The organism is Williamsia sterculiae (assembly GCF_900156495.1).
Classification (GTDB): Bacteria; Actinomycetota; Actinomycetes; order Mycobacteriales; family Mycobacteriaceae; genus Williamsia_B; species Williamsia_B sterculiae.
Genome location: NZ_FTNT01000010.1, coordinates 74503 through 93829 on the forward strand (window position 1 = coordinate 74503; position 19327 = coordinate 93829).

Below are 19327 nucleotides of genomic sequence, written 5' to 3' on the forward strand. Positions count from 1 at the left end.
TCAGACGGCGCGGCCGAGCCGTAGCACCGAGATCAGCTCGGCGTACGGACCGATCATGTAGGCGATGTCGCCGGCGTCGAATCTGCTGTCACGCCGGGGGTTCCGCTCCACGGTGCCGGATCGGGTGTGGTCGATGGCCACCACTCTGGTTGCCGGTGACAGATCCCGCAGCCGCACCCCGTCGAGGCCGCCGCGCGGTTCGATGGTCACCGCGCCCACCATGTACGAGTCCTGCCACACCGAGAACGTGCCGATGACCCGCAGTCCGAGGGCTGCGGCGATGAACCACGGGGCGGCGAGCTCCACCGTGGAGCGCACATTGCGGAACCCGAAACGCTGGGCAACCACCCGCCCGAGCGGAAGGTCGAACACCCGGAGCACCACCGGGACCGTGGGGTGCGCGGTCCCGTCGTCCCAACGTTGTCCGAGGATCTCTTTGAGCACCAGGCCGGCTTCGATGTTGGCCATCTCGTTGGAGGCGAGCAACGCGACCGCCGACGATCGCTGCACACCGGCGGCGAGCAGCGTCTCACGGACGGTGCCGTCGCCGAACACCACAGACACCCCAAGCTTTTCGGCGACAGGCAGATTGGCGTGATCGGGATTCATCTCGATCGCCACCACGGTCTGGCCGCGGGAGATCAGTTCGGTGGCGACCCGGATCCCCACCTCCCCCAGGCCGACCAGGACCACGTGACCGCTCATCATCCGCGCTCGGCGGCGCCCCGCGGATTTCGACAGACGACGGCTGACCAACACCTCGGACACGAAGGCCACCAGGATCGCGGTGTTGGTCACGCCACACACCATCAGGAAGATCGCGTAGATCCGAAGTGCCGGCGGCTGTCCGAGGAAGCTGAAATCGCCGTAGCCCACGGTCGCGATGGTCTCCGCTGAGAAGTACAACGCGTCCAGCACGCTCATCCCCGGCCGGGTGTAGGTGAAGCGAAAGATCACCGTGGAGGTGACCACGAGGACCGCCATCACGGCCATGGCACGGAAGAAGTTGGGATCCAGATCTTCGATCAACTCCCGGATCACCACCGAGGCTCGAGCCACCGGGCCGCGGCGACGAGGCCGCACTCGCCGAGGATCCGTCGGCGCCGCGTGAACCTTGTCCGGCTCCGGTCGGCTGTCGAGCAGACCGTGTTCGATCAGCTCATCGGAGCTGCCGATCATGCAGACCCAGTCGCCCTCGCTCACCGTCGTGTCCCGCGGCGGACTGGGGATCACCTCCGCCGCGTACGGGTTCTCGGCACCGTGTGCCACCGCGAGTGGCGCCAGGTCGCCGTAGAGCTCACGTAGCGTGGCGTCTCTGCCGATGCGGTCGGTGACCACGGTCAGGTCGATGCCCGCGACGTCGACCTGGTGGGTCGTCCGACGGAGGCAGTCCTCCACCACCGACGGGGCCGCGAGATCGGCCACCGCCAGCACCGCTCCGGGTCCGTTGTCCTGTTCCACCGCATCGCGGACCACGGTGTTGGCGATACGGGTGACCACCCGCACATCGGGACGCAGCCGACGCGCCGTCAGTGCTGTCTCCAGGCTGACCACGTCGGAGGGGTCTGCGCAGACCACCGCCGCTGCGGTATCGATCCCCGCGTCGGCGAACGCGTCGGATCCGCTGGCACCGTGGAGCAGACACGGCACACCCCAGCGTTCCAGCAGTGTCTCCAGTCGGGAGTCGTGGGCGTACAGGATCACCACCATGGGTTCACCGAAGGCATGCAACTGTTCGACGATCCGTACGCCGAGCACCCCCATCCCACAGATGATGATGTGCCCGCTCAGCCCGGTCATCGGCATATCGTCGCACCTCAGCGGGGGTGACGCCCCACCTCGTCCAGAAATGCGGCGATCACGTCGCGGATCAATTGCGGGCGTTCTGCGAGCAGATCGTGGGTGGCTCCGGGCACCACGCACAACTGTGCTCCGGGTATGGAGGCCGCGACCAGCACGCTGTGATCAGGGCGGATGGTGTCGTGATCGGCAGACATCACCAGGACACGCGCGGTGATCACGGCCAGATCCGCAGGGACGATGTGGGGTTCGGTCGACCAGAGTCGGAACAGCTTGTCGAGCACCGCAACTGCGTGCTCGGGCCCGTCCGGTGACAGCCGCTCGTAGTGCATTCGCTCGACGTCTGGCGCATCGTCGGAACGGGCGATCATCGACGTGTCGAGCAACGGTACGCAGGCAGCCTCGAGCGAATGGGTGAATGCCGACGGATCGAGGTTGGCACTGATGGCGACCAGCGCACGCACCCGCTGCGGGTGGGCCATCGCCAGCATCAACCCGATGATCGCGCCGTCGCTGTAACCGACGACGTCGACAGCGCCGCATCCCAGGGCGTCCAGATAGGTGACAGCATCGGCGACACCCTGCGCATAGCTGTACTCACCATCGATGTCCGCCGACCGTCCGTGTCCGGGACGCTCGTAGGCGAGGATGCGATGCCGGTCGGTCAGGTCGGCGATCACCGGTCGCATCGACTCCAGGGAACAGAACCCGCCGTGCAACACCAGCAACAGGTCACCCGTACCGTCGACCTCCGAGTAAAGGTCGGAGCCGTTGATGTGGAGATAGGTCATGTCATTTCGCCCTGGCGGTCGCCTGTGAATGTTCAACCACCGATCACGACAGGTGATGTTATGTTCCCGTCTAAAGACGCGCCTTGAACGTCTCCGCCGCGTCAGCGTTCTCCGCCTCGAACTTCTGGATGTAGCCGACGGCGTCACCGACCGACCTCATCGTGGCCACTGCGTAAGCGCAGACCAAAGGGTGGCCAGGGCCGGGATCGAACCGGCGACCTTCCGCTTTTCAGGCGGACGCTCGTACCAACTGAGCTACCTGGCCGGGCGGCATCCCGGATGAAGATGCCTTCGCAACCGTGTTGCGACCCTGACGGGACTCGAACCCGCGACCTCCGCCGTGACAGGGCGGCGCGCTAACCAACTGCGCCACAGGGCCTTGCTTGGTGCCTCCTGCGACCCGACTCGCGTCGAGAACTCAGAGAGCGTACCCCCTACGGGATTCGAACCCGCGCTACCGCCTTGAAAGGGCGGCGTCCTAGGCCGCTAAACGAAGGGGGCCTTCTCCGTAGGGAGCTCGGACAGCTTATGACACGCCATCGAAAAACCTCAAATCGCCTGATCAGACGCCTGGACGGGGAGTCGCTGGGACTCCCCGTCCAGGGCCGCCGAGAGTGCCTCAGGCGAGAACCGCGGCACCCTCCGGGGTGGCCGGCAGCTTGCCACTGCGGACCACCGCGCCGGCGATCACCGCACCGAGGGCGAACACGCCCGCGGCCCACCAGAACGCCGTGGTGTAGCTGTGCACCGCGGCCACCTGCATCACGTAGGCGGCGTTGGACTTGCTGGTCGGCGCGTGATCGGCCAGGTAGCTGGTCAGCGCGCTCGACGCGATGGTGCTCAGCAACGCGGTTCCCACCGAGCCACCGACCTGCTGCATGGTGTTCACGGTCGCCGAGGCGACACCGGCGTCGTCACCGGAGACCCCGGAGATCGCACCCTGCATCGCAGGAGCCATCGACGCACCGATACCGAGCCCCATGATGATCAGACCGGGGAGGATGTCGGAGGCGTACGCACTGGTCTCGGTCAGCTGGGTCAGCAGCACCATGCCCACCGCGGCCAGCGCCATACCGGCGGTCATCAGCCAGCGCGGACCGAACCGCGGCAGCACCACCGAGGTCGAGAGCGTCGCACTGAACACCAGTGCACCGATCATCGGCAGGAACGCCAGACCGGTCTGGATCGGCGTGAAGCTCAGGTTCTGCTGCAGGTAGTAGGTGAGGAACAGGAAGATGCCGAACATCCCGATGCCGGTGATGAACACCACCAGGTACGAACCGCCGCGGGTGCGGTCAAGGATGATCCGCAGCGGCAACAGTGCGTGCGCGGTCCGCGACTGCAGCCAGACGAAGACGCCGAGCAGCACCACTCCGACGACCAGCCAGACGATGGTGGCCCAGTCGCCCCAACCGTTGGTCTCCGCGTTGGAGAAGCCGTAGACGATCGAGAACAACGCCAGCGAGACGGTCACCACACCGGGGATGTCGAGCCGCGGACGCGAGGTGGAGTTCTGCTTGCCGATGAACGCGGTGGCACCGACCAGAGCGATGGCCGCGATGGCCAGGTTGACGTACAGGCACCAGCGCCAGTCCGCCCACTCGGTCAGCATGCCGCCGAGCAGCAACCCGATGGCACCGCCGCCACCGGCGATGGCGCCGAAGATGCCGAATGCCTTACCGCGCTCGGCGGGGTCGACGAAGGTGGTCGCGAGCAGCGACAGCGCCGCGGGCGCCAACAGCGCACCGAAGACACCCTGGCCGGCACGGGCGATCACCAGCATGTCGAAGTTCACCGCGGCACCACCGACGGCGGACATACCCGCGAAGCCGACCAGGCCGACGATGAGGGTCGCGCGGCGGCCGAAGAGATCGGACAGTCGACCGCCGAGCAGCAGCAGGCTGCCGAAGGCGAGTGCGTAGGCGGTGACGATCCACTGCCGTTCGGCGTTGCCGAATCCGAGCGACTGCTGAGCGTGCGGCAGCGCGATGTTGACGATGGTCGCGTCCAGGACGACCATCAGCTGTGCCAGACCGAGGACTCCGAGGATCGCCCAGCGGAGCCGATGAGTGCGGCCCTCCGCGGTCTCCTCGACGCCCTGCGGGTCGCGTTCTGTGGTGAGGGTGGTCATGAGATCTCCGTGATCCGAGTATTAGCGGAGGAACTTCCTCCGGTTACTGAAATCACGGTAGCAGCAAACGGAGGATTCGTCTCCACTTGGTATGCTGTGAGCATGACCACTTCGGAACAGGCCGACTGTCGGCCGTTGCGCGCCGATGCAGAGCGGAACCGACTGCGCATCATCGCCGCAGCTCGGGAGCTCTTCGCACAGCGCGGACTCGAGGTGACGATGGACGATGTAGCCGCTCACGCCGGTGTCGGGGTCGGGACCGTCTATCGCCGTTTCACGAACCGGGACGAACTGATCGAGGGCATCTTCGTCGAGCACCTCAACACGGTCCGCACGCACCTGCAGGCATCGTTGGACAACCCCGACAGCTGGGACGGGCTCGTCGATCTGTTGACCTTCATGGGTCAGACCATGGCCGCCGATCGCGGACTCGCAGCCATCATGATGCGCATCGATCACACCGCGCCGGTCATCGAGGCGGCCAAGGAGAAGATGACCCAGGGCATGCAGGACGTCATCGAACGCGCCCGGGCGAGCGGCGTGATCCGCCCCGATTTCGCCCCGACCGACATGTTCCTGATGTTCAACATGGTGTGTACCTGTGCCGACATCACCGAGACCACCGTTCCCGGCGCCTGGCGCCGCAGCCTCGAGATGCTGCTCGACAGCATGCGTGCAGACGGCCGGCGAGTACCCCTGACCACTCCCCCGCTCACCGTCGAACAGATTCACGCGGCGCAGTCCGCACGGTGCCGGACGCGCTGACGGCCATCTGTAGACTCTTCGATGCCGCGGCCCCGGTCGCAGCGTCTCGCCCCTTTAGCTCAGTTGGTAGAGCTACGGACTTTTAATCCGCAGGTCCTCGGTTCGAGCCCGAGAGGGGGCACCACACATCGCCATCCACGCGATTGTGGCGTAGGTCACACCCGCGGGTTACCGTCGAGGTATGACCACATCAAGCATCAGTACGGACAACATCTGTCCGTCCTGCGGGCAACACCAACTGCACCGCCGAACCCGCACCGACGGTGCCAACGATCCGCACACCGCCGACCGCATCATCATCAGTCTCGAATGTCCCGCACGAGACTGCGACTACAGCGAGGTGGTGGTCAACCGGCATCGCGGGACCGTCGGCGCCACCCACGCCGCGAGTACCTGACCCCCACCGGCGACCGCTGACTCCTGCCACCACCGCTCGCGGGTGTTCGCCACCCACCGGCGGTGGGATGCTCGAACCATGATCGATATCGACCGCCCGCAGCTCGAGGGATCCGTGGCTGTGGGAACCGACACCGCGCGACGACGGATGGGCTTCGCCGAGTTCGGCTCCCCGCACGGCAGGGCCGTCTTCTGGCTACACGGCACCCCCGGCGCGCGACGGCAGATCCCCGTCGAGGCCCGCACCGTGGCCACCGAGACGGGCATCCGCCTCGTCGGGCTCGACCGCCCGGGTGTGGGGTCGTCCACCGCCCATCGGTACGACTCCGTCCGAGACTTCGCCGACGACCTGCGCACCGTCGCCGACACCCTCGGCATCGACGAGTTCGCCGTGGTCGGCCTCTCCGGCGGCGGCCCCTACGCGCTGGCCGCGGCCCACCAGATGCCCGAACGCGTGAAGGTCGTGGGTGTGATGGGCGGCGTGGCACCCGTGGTCGGTCCGGACAGGATCGGCGGTGGCGCACTGGAAGTCGCCAAACACGCCGCGCCGCTGCTCGAACACGCGGCCACACCCGTGGGCCGGGTGCTCAGCACCGCGATCCGAGCGGCGCGCCCCGTCGCCGAACCGATCATCGGCGTCTACGCCCGGCTGTCACCACAGGGTGACCGCCAACTGCTGACCCGGCCCGAGTTCCGCGCGATGTTCCTCGACGACCTGCTCAACGGCGGTAGTCGCCGGATGGAGGCCCCGCTGTCGGACCTCATCGTGTTCTCCCGCGACTGGGGCTTCTCGGTCGCCGACATCGCGGTCCCGGTGCGCTGGTGGCACGGTGACCACGACCACATCATCCCGCACAACCACGGCGCGCACATGGTGGATCTGCTCATTGACGCCAAGCTGTACACGATGGAGGGCGAGAGCCATCTGGGCGGACTCGGACTGGCCAACGAGGTGCTCGGCGAGCTGATGGACACCTGGTCGGAGAACTGACCGACCCCGAAGCCCGATCAGATCGGTAGCGCATTGGCCAGAGACACCAACTGATCCACCGATCTCGACCCCGCGGCGGTCACCTCGATGGTCACCAACGCCAGCCGTCGATCGCTGAAGCGCAGCGTCAGGTCCGAGCGACCACCCGTGGTGATGGTGAACCCCGTGCCGTGGTTCCAGATCATCGTCGCCCCGCCCGCGGAGAACCCCGCGAACGCGCGATCGCGGACGGCAGCGCTGTCCCAGAAGTCGACGAACACGGAGTCGCGAGCGGCGTCACCGGTCTCGCACGCCAGCCGCAGCTTCTCCCACACCTGCCCCGACCCCGCCGGCGCGTCACCGCGCTCCGGCGCCGGCGGGTTGTAGCGGACCGCGCATGACATCTGGCGATACCCGCGGGCGTCCGGAGCGAGTGGCAGCAGATCGGGGAGCAGCGCCACCAGCGAGCCGTACCGCCCCCACCCGGCTCCCGTGGTCGTTGTGGCCCCCGCCGAATCGGACAGCCGGCCGGTGTCGTCGACCGTGCGGACCTCGTATACGTGACGTCCCGCGTCGGCGGTGCGGTCGACCGCCGATGTGCCGGGCCCCTCGTACACAACCGCCCCGTCACGGGACACCAGGTACCCGCGCACGTGGTCCACCGCCGACCAGCGGATGGCGACCTGGCCGGTGGTGGGCTGTGCGGTGACCCCACGCGGTGGCGCGGGTCGGGCGTCGGTGCGCAGCACCGCACGGGTGGCGAACACGGCGATCACCACCACGACCACCGGGATCAACGCCACGGCAACGACCCGAACCGCGCGTCCGACGGCCGTCACAGGGGTAGCCGATCCAACACCGACCGGGCCGCGGTGGCCGGGCGTCCCGCGGTGCTGACCTCGGCCGCGACCCGGGCGCGAACCCCGTCGTCGTACAGCAGCGTCACCGACCCCGTCCCGGGTGCCGACTCCGCGGTGTACACCCGGCCGGGGTGGCCGCCCGATGTGGCCATCGGGCGGGTCCGTTCGCCGGCGAATCGCTGGCGATAGTAGGAATCACGCTGTCCCGCGGTCGGGTACATGCCCAGGGTGAGTTGATACCCCGACGGCCCGGTGCAGAAGATCTGGACCTGCACCGGATTGCCCACCAGTTGTGACCCCACGAGACCCGAGCACACCATTCCGTCGAACGCATCCGTCGACACCGGGGTCGAGGGCAGCACCGTGGGGAACAGGTCGACCAACGGCTGCAGTTCGCCCCACACCGTCGTCACCTGCACCGCTGCGCTGGCCGGTCCCACCGCCGATGTGGTCCGGTCGCCCGACACCGCGACCACCGAGAACGCGTACTCGCCCGGCACCGGACGCGGCATCGACCAATGGTCGCCGGATCCGATGTACACGGTCGTGTCACCCTGTCGGACCAGATAGTGGGTTGCTCCGTTCACCCGGTCCCAGCCGATCTCGATGCTGGTCGGGGTGACCTGCACCCGCGGCGTCGCCGGGGTGGCCAACGCCGCATCCGGCGGTCGGGGTGCGGTCGTCGCCCCCACCGCGATCCCGAGGCCCACCAACACCGCCACCGCGACCACGCCGGCGACGACCAGGCGGCTCGGCAATCGCCGACGACGGGCCCGGCCGGTCGCGGGCGGCACGGGACGCTGCACCACCGGGGTGGGTGGTGCGGCAGGCAGCCCACCCGACAATCGTCCGCGGACCGCGGCGTCGAGCGCACCGGCGAACTGTCCGCAGTCGACGAAACGATCCGCCGACCGTTTGGCCAGCGCCCGCCGCAGCACGTCATCCACCGGAGACGGGAGGGCCGGATTCCGCGACGTCACGGCAGGCGGTCGGTCGAGCAGCTGCGCCTTCACCAGCGACTGCTGGGTCTCCGCCGTGAAGGGGGGCGCGCCGCTGAGCAGTTCGAACGCAGTGCACGCCAAGGCGTACTGGTCGCTGCGCGGGTCGAGCTCACCGCCCTCGATCTGTTCGGGCGGGGTGTAGGCCAGGGTGCCGATGGTGGTACCCGCGCCGGTCAGGCCGGTGACCTCGTCACGCACCCGGGCGATCCCGAAGTCGGTCAGTTTCACCGCGTCGGGCAACAGCGGATCGCCACCGGGTCTGATCAGCACATTCTCCGGTTTCACATCGCGATGCAGCACCCCGTTGCGGTGGGCGTGGTCGAGGGCGGCGGCCACCGTGGTGACGATCGCGATTGCCAGCAGCGGGTGCACCCCGCGATCGGTGATCAGCGCCGACGCGTCCGCACCGTCGACGTACTCCATCGCGATCCACAGTCGGTCGTCGGCGACACCCCGGTCGAACACCGCGACGATCGCCGGATGCGACAGCCGCGCCACCAGATCGGCCTCACGCTCGAACCGAGCGCGGAACACCGGGTCGGAGCCCAACGCCGGGTGCAGCACCTTGACAGCGTCGATCCGGGGCAGGCGTGGGTGTTCGGCGGTGAAGACCTCGCCCATGCCGCCACGCCCGATACACGCCAGCAGTCGATAACCGGCCACCGTGGAGCCGATCTCCACTGCCATCCCCTTTCCACCACCGTCCGACGAACCCATCGAGTATCGGTGATCAGTCGGGTCTCGGGGGACCCCGAAGCGTAATCGACACCACCGCGTGCGCCCCCGTCAGAACTTGGGCGACCCTCACTTATCCCGTACCCTGGAGCACTGACCGTGGCCCGGTTGGGTCGTCGTTCGGGTCGGGTCATCCACATCCGGTGAAGTGGCCGATAGGTTTCGGAGGGCATCGCACATGGCACGTGAGCTGACACAGCTGGAGTTGCTCAAGGAGCTCTCCGGGGTCGCCGAAGAGAACGTCAACCGACACCTCAAGATCACCCGGGACTGGAATCCGCACGACTACGTGCCCTGGGACGAGGGCCGTAACTTCGCCGCCCTGGGCGGCACCGACTTCGACCCCGAGCAATCCGAGCTGGGAGACGTCGCCAAGGCGGCGATGATCACCAACCTGCTCACCGAGGACAATCTGCCCTCGTACCACCGCGTGATCGCCGAGAACTTCTCGATGGACGACGCCTGGGGTCACTGGGTGGGACGCTGGACCGCCGAGGAGAACCGGCACGGCATCGCCCTGCGCGACTACCTGGTGGTCACCCGCGGCGTCGACCCGGTCGCGCTCGAGGAGGCCCGGATGATCCACATGACCAACGGGTTCAATCCCGAGATGGTCAACGTGGAGACCGTCGACCAGATGCGTCACGAGGGCATCGAGTACGCAGGCATGCTGCACGCGGTCGCGTACGTGACATTCCAGGAACTCGCCACCCGGGTGTCGCACCGCAACACCGGCAAGGCCTGCGACGACCCGATCGCCGACAAGATGCTGCAGCGCATCGCCGCCGACGAGAACCTGCACATGATCTTCTATCGCAACATCACCGGGGCGGCCCTGGACCTCGCTCCCGACAAGGCGATCACCGCCGTACGCGACGTGGTGTGCAACTTCCAGATGCCCGGCGCGGGGATGCCCAACTTCCGGCGGCACGGTGTGCTGATGGCCAAACACGGCATCTACGACCTGCGGCAGCACCTCGAGGAGGTCGTCCAGCCGGTACTGCGGAAATGGAACGTCTTCGAGCGTGACGACTACACCGCCGTCGGCGAGGCCGCCCGCGACGAGCTCGGCGCCTTCCTGGACAAGCTCGCCGAGGACACCGTGAAGTTCGAGGAGATGCGCGACCGCGCCCTCGCCCGCGAAGCCAAGAAGCGCGAGGCCAAGGCCTCGTGACCGCCCCGGCCAGCTAGGAGCACCCCCTGAGCACCGCCCTCGACACCGGCAGCCCCGCCCTCTCGATCGGCCCCATCGGACTGTCGAGTCCGGTGGTGCTGGCGCCGATGGCGGGGGTGACCAACGTTGCCTTCCGGACGCTGTGCCGCGAGCTCGAACTGGCCCGCACCGGAACCGTGTCCGGGTTGTACGTCTGCGAGATGGTCACCGCACGCGCGTTGGTGGAACGGCATCCGACCACCATGCACATGACCACGTTCGCACCGGACGAGAACCCGCGATCGATGCAGCTGTACACCGTGGACCCCCAGTACACCTACGCCGCGGCCAAGATGATCGTCGACGAGGGCCTCGCCGACCACATCGACATGAACTTCGGATGCCCGGTCCCCAAGGTGACCCGCAAGGGCGGTGGAGCCGCCATCCCGTTCAAGCGGCAGTTGTTCCGCAAGATCGTCGCGGCCGCGGTGCGCGCCACCGAGGGCACCGATGTCCCGGTGACCGTGAAGTTCCGCATCGGCATCGACCCGGACCATCACACCCACCTCGACGCCGGTCGGATCGCCGCCGAAGAGGGCGTGAAAGCGGTGGCGCTGCACGCCCGCACCGCATCACAGCGGTACTCCGGGCAGGCCGATTGGGGTGAGATCGCGCGACTCAAGGAGCACGTCACCGACGTTCCGGTGCTCGGCAACGGTGACATCTTCGAACCCGCCGACGCGGTCGCGATGATGGCCCGCACCGGCTGTGACGGTGTGGTGGTCGGTCGCGGCTGCCTGGGCCGACCGTGGTTGTTCGCCGAACTGAGCGCCGAACTCACCGGCGCACCCATGCCGGAGGCGCCGACCCTCGGCGAGGTCGGCGCCATCATCGTCCGCCACGGGGAACTGCTCGCCGCACACCACGGCGAGGACAAGGGCATGCGGGAGATCCGCAAACACGTCGCCTGGTACCTGCGCGGATTCCCGGTCGGCTCGGATGTGCGTCGATCGATGGCCCTGGTCACCACCGTCGCCGAACTCCGCGATCTGGTGGGTGCACTGCCCGCCGACGTTCCTTTTCCCACCGACGGTCACGGCCCGCGAGGAAGGCAGGGGTCACCGTCCGCGGTCGCGTTGCCGCACGGCTGGCTCGACGATCCGCACGACGACGCGGTCGCAACCGGCGGCGAGGAGCTCAACTCGGGCGGATGACCATGCAGGCGCGCGGCTGCCCGGGCGTCACAGGAGAGATCAGTACAATCATCCGCGGCGCGCCGTCTCGAAGGTGCCGGGTGCCGACCGACAGCGGACAATGCAGCGCCAAGGGGACGTGAGTGAGTGATGACCAGACCCGCGGATCGGATGATCCGGGTGGTGGCCGCCGTCGCCGTGACGGCGACGGCCGCCCCGACGACGCAGGTCGTCGACGGTCAGAACCCACCGACGACATAGGTCGGCGGCTGTCGGAGCCCACCGACGAGGTACTCCGCGAGCCCGATCGGGGTGACGCCGCGCCCCGCAGCCGCGGCGGCCGCAGGCTCACCGTGCGCGAGTTGTTGGCCCAGATGGAGGCGGCCGGTGGCGATCCGGCCGACAGTCCCGGAGGTGCACAGCCGGAGTCCGGGCCGCAACCTCCACGCCCCGCCGCCGAACCCCCGCAGGACGCCGCACGCCGACAACCGTCGTCGCAGGACCCCGACGCCACCCGGGTCATGCCCCGGGTCATGCCCCGGGTCAGCCCGGTATCCGACCCGACGCCCGCGCCGCAGAAACCGGCGCCACCGGCCAACCCGCCCACCCCAGCCCCGTCGCCGAACACCGAACCTCCCGCGCCGCGCACCGTTGATCCCGCCCCGAGCCGCGGACAGTCCGATCCGGAACCCGTTGCGCCGGCGCCCATCTCGGCGGTCCCCCATCGGAGCCCCACCCCCGAATCCGAGAAGCGCGAACCCGCACCCACCACACCGCCCGCCGCCGCAACACCTGCTCCGACCACCCCGCCGACCGATGACCCACCGACGGATACGCCTGCGAGGGAAGAACCCGCGCCGACCGACGCCGACACCGCCGCATCCACACGGTCGTCGCCGCGTCGCCACGGACTGCACCGTCCGCCCACCCCGGTCCCCGGTAAGGCACGCAGGGCCCGACGGCTGACCATGGTCGGACGCGTCGTCGTCGCGTTGGCCTGCGTGATGGCCCTGGTCGGTACCGGTTTCGTGTGGGGATACCTGAAGGTGTTCAACGGCAACTTCAAGAACATCGCCGCGGTGAATCCCGACGACTCCAACATCCGCAACAAGTCCGCCCAGACCGGCGACCAGAACTACCTGATCGTCGGCACCGACACCCGCGCCGGGCAGAACGGCAAGGTCGGGGCGGGCACCACCGCCGAGGCCGGCGGTGCCCGGTCCGACACCGTCATCCTGATCAACATCCCGGCCAGCCGCAGCCGTGTGGTCGCGGTGTCGTTCCCCCGCGACCTCCAGATCGACCGACCCGACTGCGAACAGTGGAACAACGACACCGGCACCTACACCGGTCAGAACATTCCCGCCGAATACGGCGCCAAGCTCAACACGGCCTACGGCGAGGGTGGACCCAAGTGCGCGGTCGACGTCATCCAGAAGATGAGCGGTCTGAACATCAACCACTTCATCGGCATGGACTTCTTCGGTTTCGAGCAGGTGGTCAACAAGCTCGGCGGTGTGCAGGTCTGCTCCAAGACCCCGCTCTACGACTACGAACTCGGCGACATCCTCACCAAGGCGGGGCCACAGACCATCTCGGGTAGCCGGGCTCTGAACTACGTGCGCGCCCGCACCGTGGAGACCGAGGGCAACGGCGATTACGGCCGCATCAAACGCCAACAACTGTTCATGTCGTCACTGCTGCGGTCGGTGCTCTCGAACAAGGTGTTGTCCAACCCGGCCAAGATGACGGGGATCATCAACACCTTCACCAAGTACAGCGTGGTGGACAACGTCACCACCGACGACCTGCTCGACCTCGGGCAGTCGATGCAGGGGCTCCAGGCCGGTCGCGTCTCCTTCCTCACCGTCCCCACCGCGGGCACCACCACCGACGGCAGCAACAACGAGATCCCCCGGACCGAGGACATCAACGCGATCTTCAACGCGATCATCAACGACGGCGCCCTACCGGGTGAGGCGAAGGCCGCGCCCAGCACCTCGGCGGGATCCGCCAGGACCAGCACCTCGTCGTCGACGGCGACCACGCCGAGCGCGGCGGCGACGCCCACACCGGTGTCCGCGTCGGCCACCAACCCCGGAGAGGTGGGGGTCCGCGTACTCAACGGCACCGGCACCTCGGGCCTGGCCGGCGGTGTCTCCGATCAACTCTCGCAGGATGGTTTCGACGTCCGCGGTATCGCCGACGCCTCACAGCCCTTCGACACCACCGTGGTGCGGTACGGCCCGGGACAACGCGACGCGGCCGCCACCCTGGCGGCGATGTTCCCGGGTTCACGGATCCAACAGGACTCCCAGGTGCGCTCCGGCGTCGAGGTGATCCTCGGCAAGGGCTACACCGGCGGCACGATCGGTCAACTACCCGCCGCCGGGTCGGCACTGACCACCGACGAGGTACCCGAATACGACGGCCCGTCATCCGCGTTGCCGGACGACCTGGCCGTCACCAACGCCGCCGACACCACCTGCAACTGACCTGCGCCGGAACCGCAGATGGGGGCGGGTCGTAGAACTGGGGGCACGTTCACCGGGCGTTCATCGCGCCGCTCGCAGGTCGGCGCCCGACGAACGTATTGTGGGCGTATGCGTACTGCCTACCGGGAACAGATGGCCGGGTTGAACTCGGTCCTCGGATCAATGTGCGAGCTGGCCGGTGGGGCTATGGAACGATCCACCCAGGCGTTGCTCCAGGCCGATCTCGCCGTCGCCGAAGAGGTCATCACCGACCACGAGAAGATCACGTCGTTGTCTGTGCATGCCGAGGAGCAGGCCTTCGCCCTGCTCGCGTTGCAGGCGCCGGTGGCCAGCGACCTCCGCGCGGTGGTCAGCACGTTCCAGATCGTCGCCGATGCCGACCGGATGGGGGCGCTGGCGCTGCACGTGGCCAAGGTGGCCCGCAGGCGGCATCCGGCGCACGCACTACCCGAAGAGGTGAACGGGTACTTCGCCGAGATGGGCAGGCTCGCGGTGCAGCTGGCCGCGACCGCTCGTGAGGTGCTGAACACCCAGGACCCCAACGACGCCCTGCGGCTGCAGGACGACGACGACGCGATGGACGACCTGCACCGACATCTGTTCACCGTGCTGATGGACCGTGAGTGGCGCCACGGGGTGGCCGCGGCGGTCGACGTCACCCTGCTCGGCCGCTACTACGAGCGGTTCGCCGACCACGCGGTTCTCATCGGCCGTCGGGTGGTGTTCCAGGCGACCGGCAAGACCCCCGAACAGCTCGTCGACGTCGGCGAATACTGAACGCGGCGGGTCGCGGACCAGAACGGCGGGCGATCACATCGCCCGCCGTGTCCGTCCCCCGCGACCGTCCGGATCAGCCGAAGCGACCCGAGATGTAGTCGTCGGTCTGCTTCTTGGTCGGGTTCGAGAACATCTTCTCGGTGTCGTCGATCTCCACCAGCTCACCCGGCTTGCCCACGCCGGAGAGGTTGAAGAACGCCGTCTGATCGCTCACCCGCGCGGCCTGCTGCATGTTGTGGGTGACGATGACGATGGTGTACTCCTTCTTGAGCTCACCCATCAGGTCCTCGATCGCCAACGTGGAGATCGGGTCCAGCGCCGAACACGGCTCGTCCATCAACAGCACGTCCGGTGACACCGCGATGGCGCGGGCGATACACAGCCGCTGCTGCTGACCGCCCGACAGACCACCGCCCGGCTTCTTCAACCGGTCCTTCACCTCTTCCCACAGATTGGCGCCGCGCAGACTGCGCTCGGTCACCTCGTCGAGCTCGGCCTTGTTGCGCACACCCTGCAACTTGAGACCGGCGACGACGTTGTCGCGAATCGACATCGTCGGGAACGGGTTGGGCCGCTGGAACACCATGCCGATGGTCGTGCGCACGCTGACCGGGCTGATACCCCTGCCGTAGATGTCCTCCCCGTCGAGTAGAACCTGACCTTCGACGCGCGCGCCGGGGATCTCTTCGTGCATTCGGTTCAGGGTCCGCAGCACGGTCGACTTGCCACAGCCCGACGGGCCGATGAACGCGGTGATGCTGCGTGGCGGCACGCTCAGGGTCACCTCGTTGACCGCGTGGAACTTGCCGTAATAGATGTTCAGGTCTTTGACGTCGAGCCGTTTGGCCATGGGTCCGTCCTTCGTGGCGAGGAGTGCGGGTCGGGCGGGTGCCGTGTTCGGGCGGCGCCCCTACTTCGTCTGTGTAGTCACCGTGTCTTGGGGGCGAGCGCCTTCGACAGCACGGCCGCGATGATGTTCAGCACCGCGATCACCAGGATCAGCGTCAGTGCCGCACCCCAGTAGTAGAACGACGACGCGGCCTGACTGGACGCCCACATGTCCTTGATGAACAGCGGCAGCGATGTCATCCCCGACTCGAACGGGTTGACACGCACCTGCGACGACGCCGGGCCGGCCAGGATCAGCACCGGGGCGGTCTCCCCCATCACCCGGGCGATGGCCAGGAAGATCCCCGACAGCATGCCCGACAGCGCGGTCGGTACGACGACCCGCAGGATCGTCTTCCACTTGGGGATACCCAGCGCCAACGACGCCTCGCGCAGTTCGTCGGGCACCAGTTTGAGCATCTCCTCGGTGGAGCGCACCACGATCGGGATCATCAACAGGATCATCGCGAGGGCGACCGCGAACGCGCTCTGTCCCATCGCCAACCCGAGGACGAAGACGCCGAAGACGAAGATCGTCGCGACGATGGACGGCACCCCGGCCAGGATGTCGACCATGAAGGTGACCGGGCGGACCAACCGGCTGGTGGGGTACTCCACCAGCATGATCGCGGTGAGCACTGCGATCGGCACCGAGATGATGGTCGCGATCGCCGCCTGGATCAGCGAGCCGACGATCGCCTGCGAGATACCGGCGCCGTACTCCGACGTGGTGTCCACGCCGTAGGCGTCGCCGAACCACCAGTTGGGGTCGGTGAGTGCCCCGGCACCCTTGGAGATGACCGTGTACAACAGCCACACCAGCGGGATGATCGCGATGACGAAGCAGAGTGCGAAGACGGCGTAGGCGGCCTGCGAGCGCACCCGTCTGCCCAGCGAGATCTGCCGGAATGCCGACGGCGCGGCCTTGACCGGTTCGCGGGGGTCGACGTCGAGGGTGGCGGTCATCCGTTCACCTTTCCGCCCGCGATGCCGCGGGCCACCGCGTTCACCACGAAGGTGAGGACGAACAGGACCAGACCGGCACCGATGTACGCGCCCGCGGAGTCGGTGCTGCTGACGAACTCACCCACGTCGCGGGCGATGCGGGAGGCGAAGGTGTCACCGCCCTCGAACAGCGACCACTTGAGCACACCGTCGGCCGAGCTCAGGATGACCAGCACCGCGATCGTCTCACCGAGGGCGCGACCGAGGGCCAGCATCGCGGCGGCGATCATGCCGCTGCGGGCGTACGGGAACGCGGTCATCCGGATGACCTCCCAGCGGGTGGCGCCCAGCGCCTGAGCGGCCTCCTTCTGCCCCACCGGGGTCTGCCGGATGACCTCGCGGGTGATGGAGGTGATGATCGGCAACATCATGATCGCCAGCACGATGCCGGCGGTGAAGATGGTGCCGCCACCGGAAATGGAGGTCTTGCCGGTCGCGAAGATGAACAACCAGCCGAAGGTCGAGTTCAACCATTCCGCGAACGGTGCGATCACCGGGGCCAGGACGAAGATGCCCCAGAGTCCGAAGATGATCGAGGGGACAGCGGCGAGCAGGTCGATCACCGCGCCCAGAGCCCGCGACACCGACTTGGGCGCGTACTCGACCAGATAGGTGGCGATCCCGATGGCGACCGGGGTGGCCAGCACCAACGCGAACACCGCACTGAGCACCGTCGCGCGGAACAGCTGCCAGACGCCGAAGCTGGCACTACCGCTCGCGAAGTCGTCGCTGCCCACCTTCCAGTCCGAGGAGAACAGGAAGTTGGAGTTGTCTTTCGCGATCGACGGTATGGCCTGGATCAACAGGTCGATGCCGATGGCCGCGATGACCAGCACCACCACGAAACCGGTGCCCTTGGCCAGGTAGGAGAAGACCTTGTCGCCCACCATGCCCGCATCGCTCCGCAGGCTGTCGCTACGCGGATCGTCGTTGTCGACACCCGCGGGTGCGGTCGGGTACACGTCGGTTCCGCCGGCTGCGTGGCGCGGTTGCGACGATTCTCGGACAGGGCCGCGGCCCGAGTCGGACGAGGTGTCCGATCCCGGGCCGCCGCCGGTTGCGTCATCCACTGACATGTTCTCTATTCGCCTGGTTGATGCTCGACCCCGTGGATTTCGACGTCATCGGTGATCCGCTCGGATCACTGGATGGCTTTGATCGCATCCTGGAGCTTGGTCTGGAACGCGTCCGGCAACGGGATGTAACCGGCGTTCTGCAGGTCGGTGCCCTGGTTCTGCGGGGCGGAGGCCACCGACAGGAACGTCTGTACGCCCTGGGCGGTCTGCTGATCAGCGTACTTGGAGCACACGATCTCATAGGTTGCCAGAACGATCGGGTACGCGCCCGCCTCGGTGGGCTTGTAGAACGACGAGGTGTCGATCACCATGTCGTGGCTGGCGTCACCGTTCTTGAGCTTGGCCGACGCGATGGTCTTGCCGCCCGATTCCGCGTTCAGCTCCACACCGGACTTGTCCTGATCGGTGATGACCTTGGCCATCTTCAGGTTGTTCGACTTGGCGTAGGCCCACTCGACGTAGGCGATGGCGCCCTTGGTGGGGGTGACGGCCGCGCCGACCCCCGGGTTGCCCTGCTTGCCCTCGCCGACGCCGCCGTTGAACTTCTTGCCCGCACCCTTGGTCCAGCCACCGGCGGCGGTCAGGTATTTCTGGAAGTTGTCCGTGGTGCCGGACTCGTCGCCGCGGTACAGCACCGAGATGGCCAGATCGGGCAGGTTCTTGCCCTGGTTCTCGGCGGCGATGGCCGGGTCGTTCCACTTGGTGATCTCACCGCTGAAGATCTTCGACAGGGTCGGCCCGGACAGGGCCAGGTCACCCACCCCGTCGAGGTTGTAGGCGATGGCGATCGGGCCGAAGACCAACGGGAGGTGCCAGGCCGGAGAGGCACAGCGCTGCTGCGCCTGCGGCGCCTCGGTGTCCTTCAGCGGCGAGTCGGAGCCACCGAAATCGGTGAGGCCTTTGGTGAAGTCGGAGACACCCTGACCGGAACCGCCGCCGCCGTACTTGAGCTCCGACCCCGGGCAGGTCTTCGCGAACGAGCTGTTGAACACCTTCATCGCGTTGGCCTGGGCGGTGGAACCGCTGGCGTTGAGCGACTTCTTGCCCGTGCACTCGGTGCTCTTGACGGCAGATGCCGCCGACTGGCCGGCGGAACCGCCACCCTTGTCGGCATTACTGCTGCACGCACCGAGGACCAGGGTGGATGCGGCCGTCACGGACATGACAGCGACACCGGCACGACTCAATTTCACGAAGGTTTCCTCCAGCTGGGATCTCGGCGCGGCACGCTCGAGTACCGGCGCCCGGGTCGAGATGACCATAGGTTCGGCTGGTGGACGGTCGGCCCACC

Annotated in this window: 16 protein-coding genes and 4 tRNA genes; 8 read left to right on the forward strand and 12 right to left on the reverse strand. The window is 67.6% G+C overall.

Annotation, left to right across the window (positions count from 1 at the left end):
- The 6 genes from BW971_RS15750 to BW971_RS15775 form a co-directional block, all read right to left on the reverse strand.
- On the reverse strand, window positions 1-1800 hold the full coding sequence (locus BW971_RS15750) for an NAD-binding protein (protein ID WP_234974431.1): 1800 nt from the start codon (window positions 1798-1800) through the stop codon (window positions 1-3).
- A 17-nt stretch (window positions 1801-1817) separates the two neighbouring features.
- Window positions 1818-2591: an alpha/beta fold hydrolase gene (locus tag BW971_RS15755; protein ID WP_076481414.1), complete on the reverse strand. Its 774-nt coding sequence runs from the start codon at window positions 2589-2591 to the stop codon at window positions 1818-1820.
- A gap of 191 nt (window positions 2592-2782) precedes the next feature.
- Window positions 2783-2856 (reverse strand) — tRNA-Phe (locus BW971_RS15760).
- A 40-nt stretch (window positions 2857-2896) separates the two neighbouring features.
- Window positions 2897-2970: transfer RNA gene (locus BW971_RS15765), tRNA-Asp, on the reverse strand.
- A 49-nt stretch (window positions 2971-3019) separates the two neighbouring features.
- Window positions 3020-3092 (reverse strand) — tRNA-Glu (locus tag BW971_RS15770).
- Between the two features lie 118 nt (window positions 3093-3210).
- Window positions 3211-4722 carry an MFS transporter gene (locus BW971_RS15775; RefSeq protein ID WP_076481417.1) on the reverse strand — a complete coding sequence of 504 codons (1512 nt, stop codon included), beginning with the start codon at window positions 4720-4722 and terminating at the stop codon, window positions 3211-3213.
- Window positions 4723-4824: 102 nt separating this feature from the next.
- Here BW971_RS15775 and BW971_RS15780 point away from each other — a divergent pair, with 102 nt between their 5' ends.
- The 4 genes from BW971_RS15780 to BW971_RS15795 all read left to right on the forward strand — a co-directional run bounded on the left by BW971_RS15780 (window position 4825) and on the right by BW971_RS15795 (window position 6874).
- Window positions 4825-5487 (forward strand): TetR/AcrR family transcriptional regulator, encoded by a 663-nt coding sequence (locus BW971_RS15780; RefSeq protein WP_076481420.1) that lies wholly within the window; start codon window positions 4825-4827, stop codon window positions 5485-5487.
- A 48-nt stretch (window positions 5488-5535) separates the two neighbouring features.
- A tRNA-Lys gene (locus BW971_RS15785) sits at window positions 5536-5611 on the forward strand.
- A gap of 57 nt (window positions 5612-5668) precedes the next feature.
- Window positions 5669-5884 (forward strand): hypothetical protein, encoded by a 216-nt coding sequence (locus BW971_RS15790; RefSeq protein WP_076481423.1) that lies wholly within the window; start codon window positions 5669-5671, stop codon window positions 5882-5884.
- A gap of 78 nt (window positions 5885-5962) precedes the next feature.
- The gene (locus tag BW971_RS15795) at window positions 5963-6874 is read left to right on the forward strand and encodes an alpha/beta fold hydrolase (RefSeq protein ID WP_076481714.1); all 912 of its coding nucleotides are present in this window, start codon (window positions 5963-5965) and stop codon (window positions 6872-6874) included.
- Between the two features lie 17 nt (window positions 6875-6891).
- Here BW971_RS15795 and BW971_RS15800 read toward each other — a convergent pair whose 3' ends face one another.
- Window positions 6892-7692: a hypothetical protein gene (locus tag BW971_RS15800; RefSeq protein WP_076481425.1), complete on the reverse strand. Its 801-nt coding sequence runs from the start codon at window positions 7690-7692 to the stop codon at window positions 6892-6894.
- On the reverse strand, window positions 7689-9431 hold the full coding sequence (locus BW971_RS15805) for a serine/threonine-protein kinase (RefSeq protein ID WP_083710127.1): 1743 nt from the start codon (window positions 9429-9431) through the stop codon (window positions 7689-7691). The genes BW971_RS15800 and BW971_RS15805 overlap by 4 nt, the downstream gene beginning before the upstream one ends.
- A 196-nt stretch (window positions 9432-9627) precedes the next feature.
- Between BW971_RS15805 and BW971_RS15810 the strand changes: the two genes are divergently transcribed.
- The 4 genes from BW971_RS15810 to phoU all read left to right on the forward strand — a co-directional run bounded on the left by BW971_RS15810 (window position 9628) and on the right by phoU (window position 15067).
- The gene (locus BW971_RS15810; protein WP_076481428.1) at window positions 9628-10623 is read left to right on the forward strand and encodes an acyl-ACP desaturase; all 996 of its coding nucleotides are present in this window, start codon (window positions 9628-9630) and stop codon (window positions 10621-10623) included.
- 26 nt (window positions 10624-10649) lie between these two features.
- Complete coding sequence (gene dusB, locus BW971_RS15815; RefSeq protein ID WP_076481430.1) at window positions 10650-11816, forward strand: tRNA dihydrouridine synthase DusB; 1167 nt, start codon at window positions 10650-10652, stop codon at window positions 11814-11816.
- Window positions 11817-11938: 122 nt separating this feature from the next.
- Window positions 11939-14290 (forward strand): LCP family protein, encoded by a 2352-nt coding sequence (locus BW971_RS15820; protein WP_076481433.1) that lies wholly within the window; start codon window positions 11939-11941, stop codon window positions 14288-14290.
- Between the two features lie 108 nt (window positions 14291-14398).
- A complete protein-coding gene (gene phoU, locus BW971_RS15825; RefSeq protein WP_076481436.1) occupies window positions 14399-15067 on the forward strand; it encodes a phosphate signaling complex protein PhoU in 669 nt (222 codons plus the stop codon).
- Between the two features lie 73 nt (window positions 15068-15140).
- Here phoU and pstB read toward each other — a convergent pair whose 3' ends face one another.
- The 4 genes from pstB to pstS form a co-directional block, all read right to left on the reverse strand.
- Entirely contained in the window at window positions 15141-15917 is a 777-nt protein-coding gene (gene pstB / locus BW971_RS15830; protein ID WP_076481438.1) for a phosphate ABC transporter ATP-binding protein PstB, read from the reverse strand.
- 77 nt (window positions 15918-15994) lie between these two features.
- Complete coding sequence (pstA, locus tag BW971_RS15835; protein WP_076481441.1) at window positions 15995-16921, reverse strand: phosphate ABC transporter permease PstA; 927 nt, start codon at window positions 16919-16921, stop codon at window positions 15995-15997.
- A complete protein-coding gene (pstC, locus tag BW971_RS15840; protein WP_234974442.1) occupies window positions 16918-17850 on the reverse strand; it encodes a phosphate ABC transporter permease subunit PstC in 933 nt (310 codons plus the stop codon). The genes pstA and pstC overlap by 4 nt, the downstream gene beginning before the upstream one ends.
- A 251-nt stretch (window positions 17851-18101) precedes the next feature.
- Window positions 18102-19229: a phosphate ABC transporter substrate-binding protein PstS gene (gene pstS, locus BW971_RS15845; RefSeq protein ID WP_200799453.1), complete on the reverse strand. Its 1128-nt coding sequence runs from the start codon at window positions 19227-19229 to the stop codon at window positions 18102-18104.
- Between the last annotated feature and the right edge of the window lie 98 nt (window positions 19230-19327).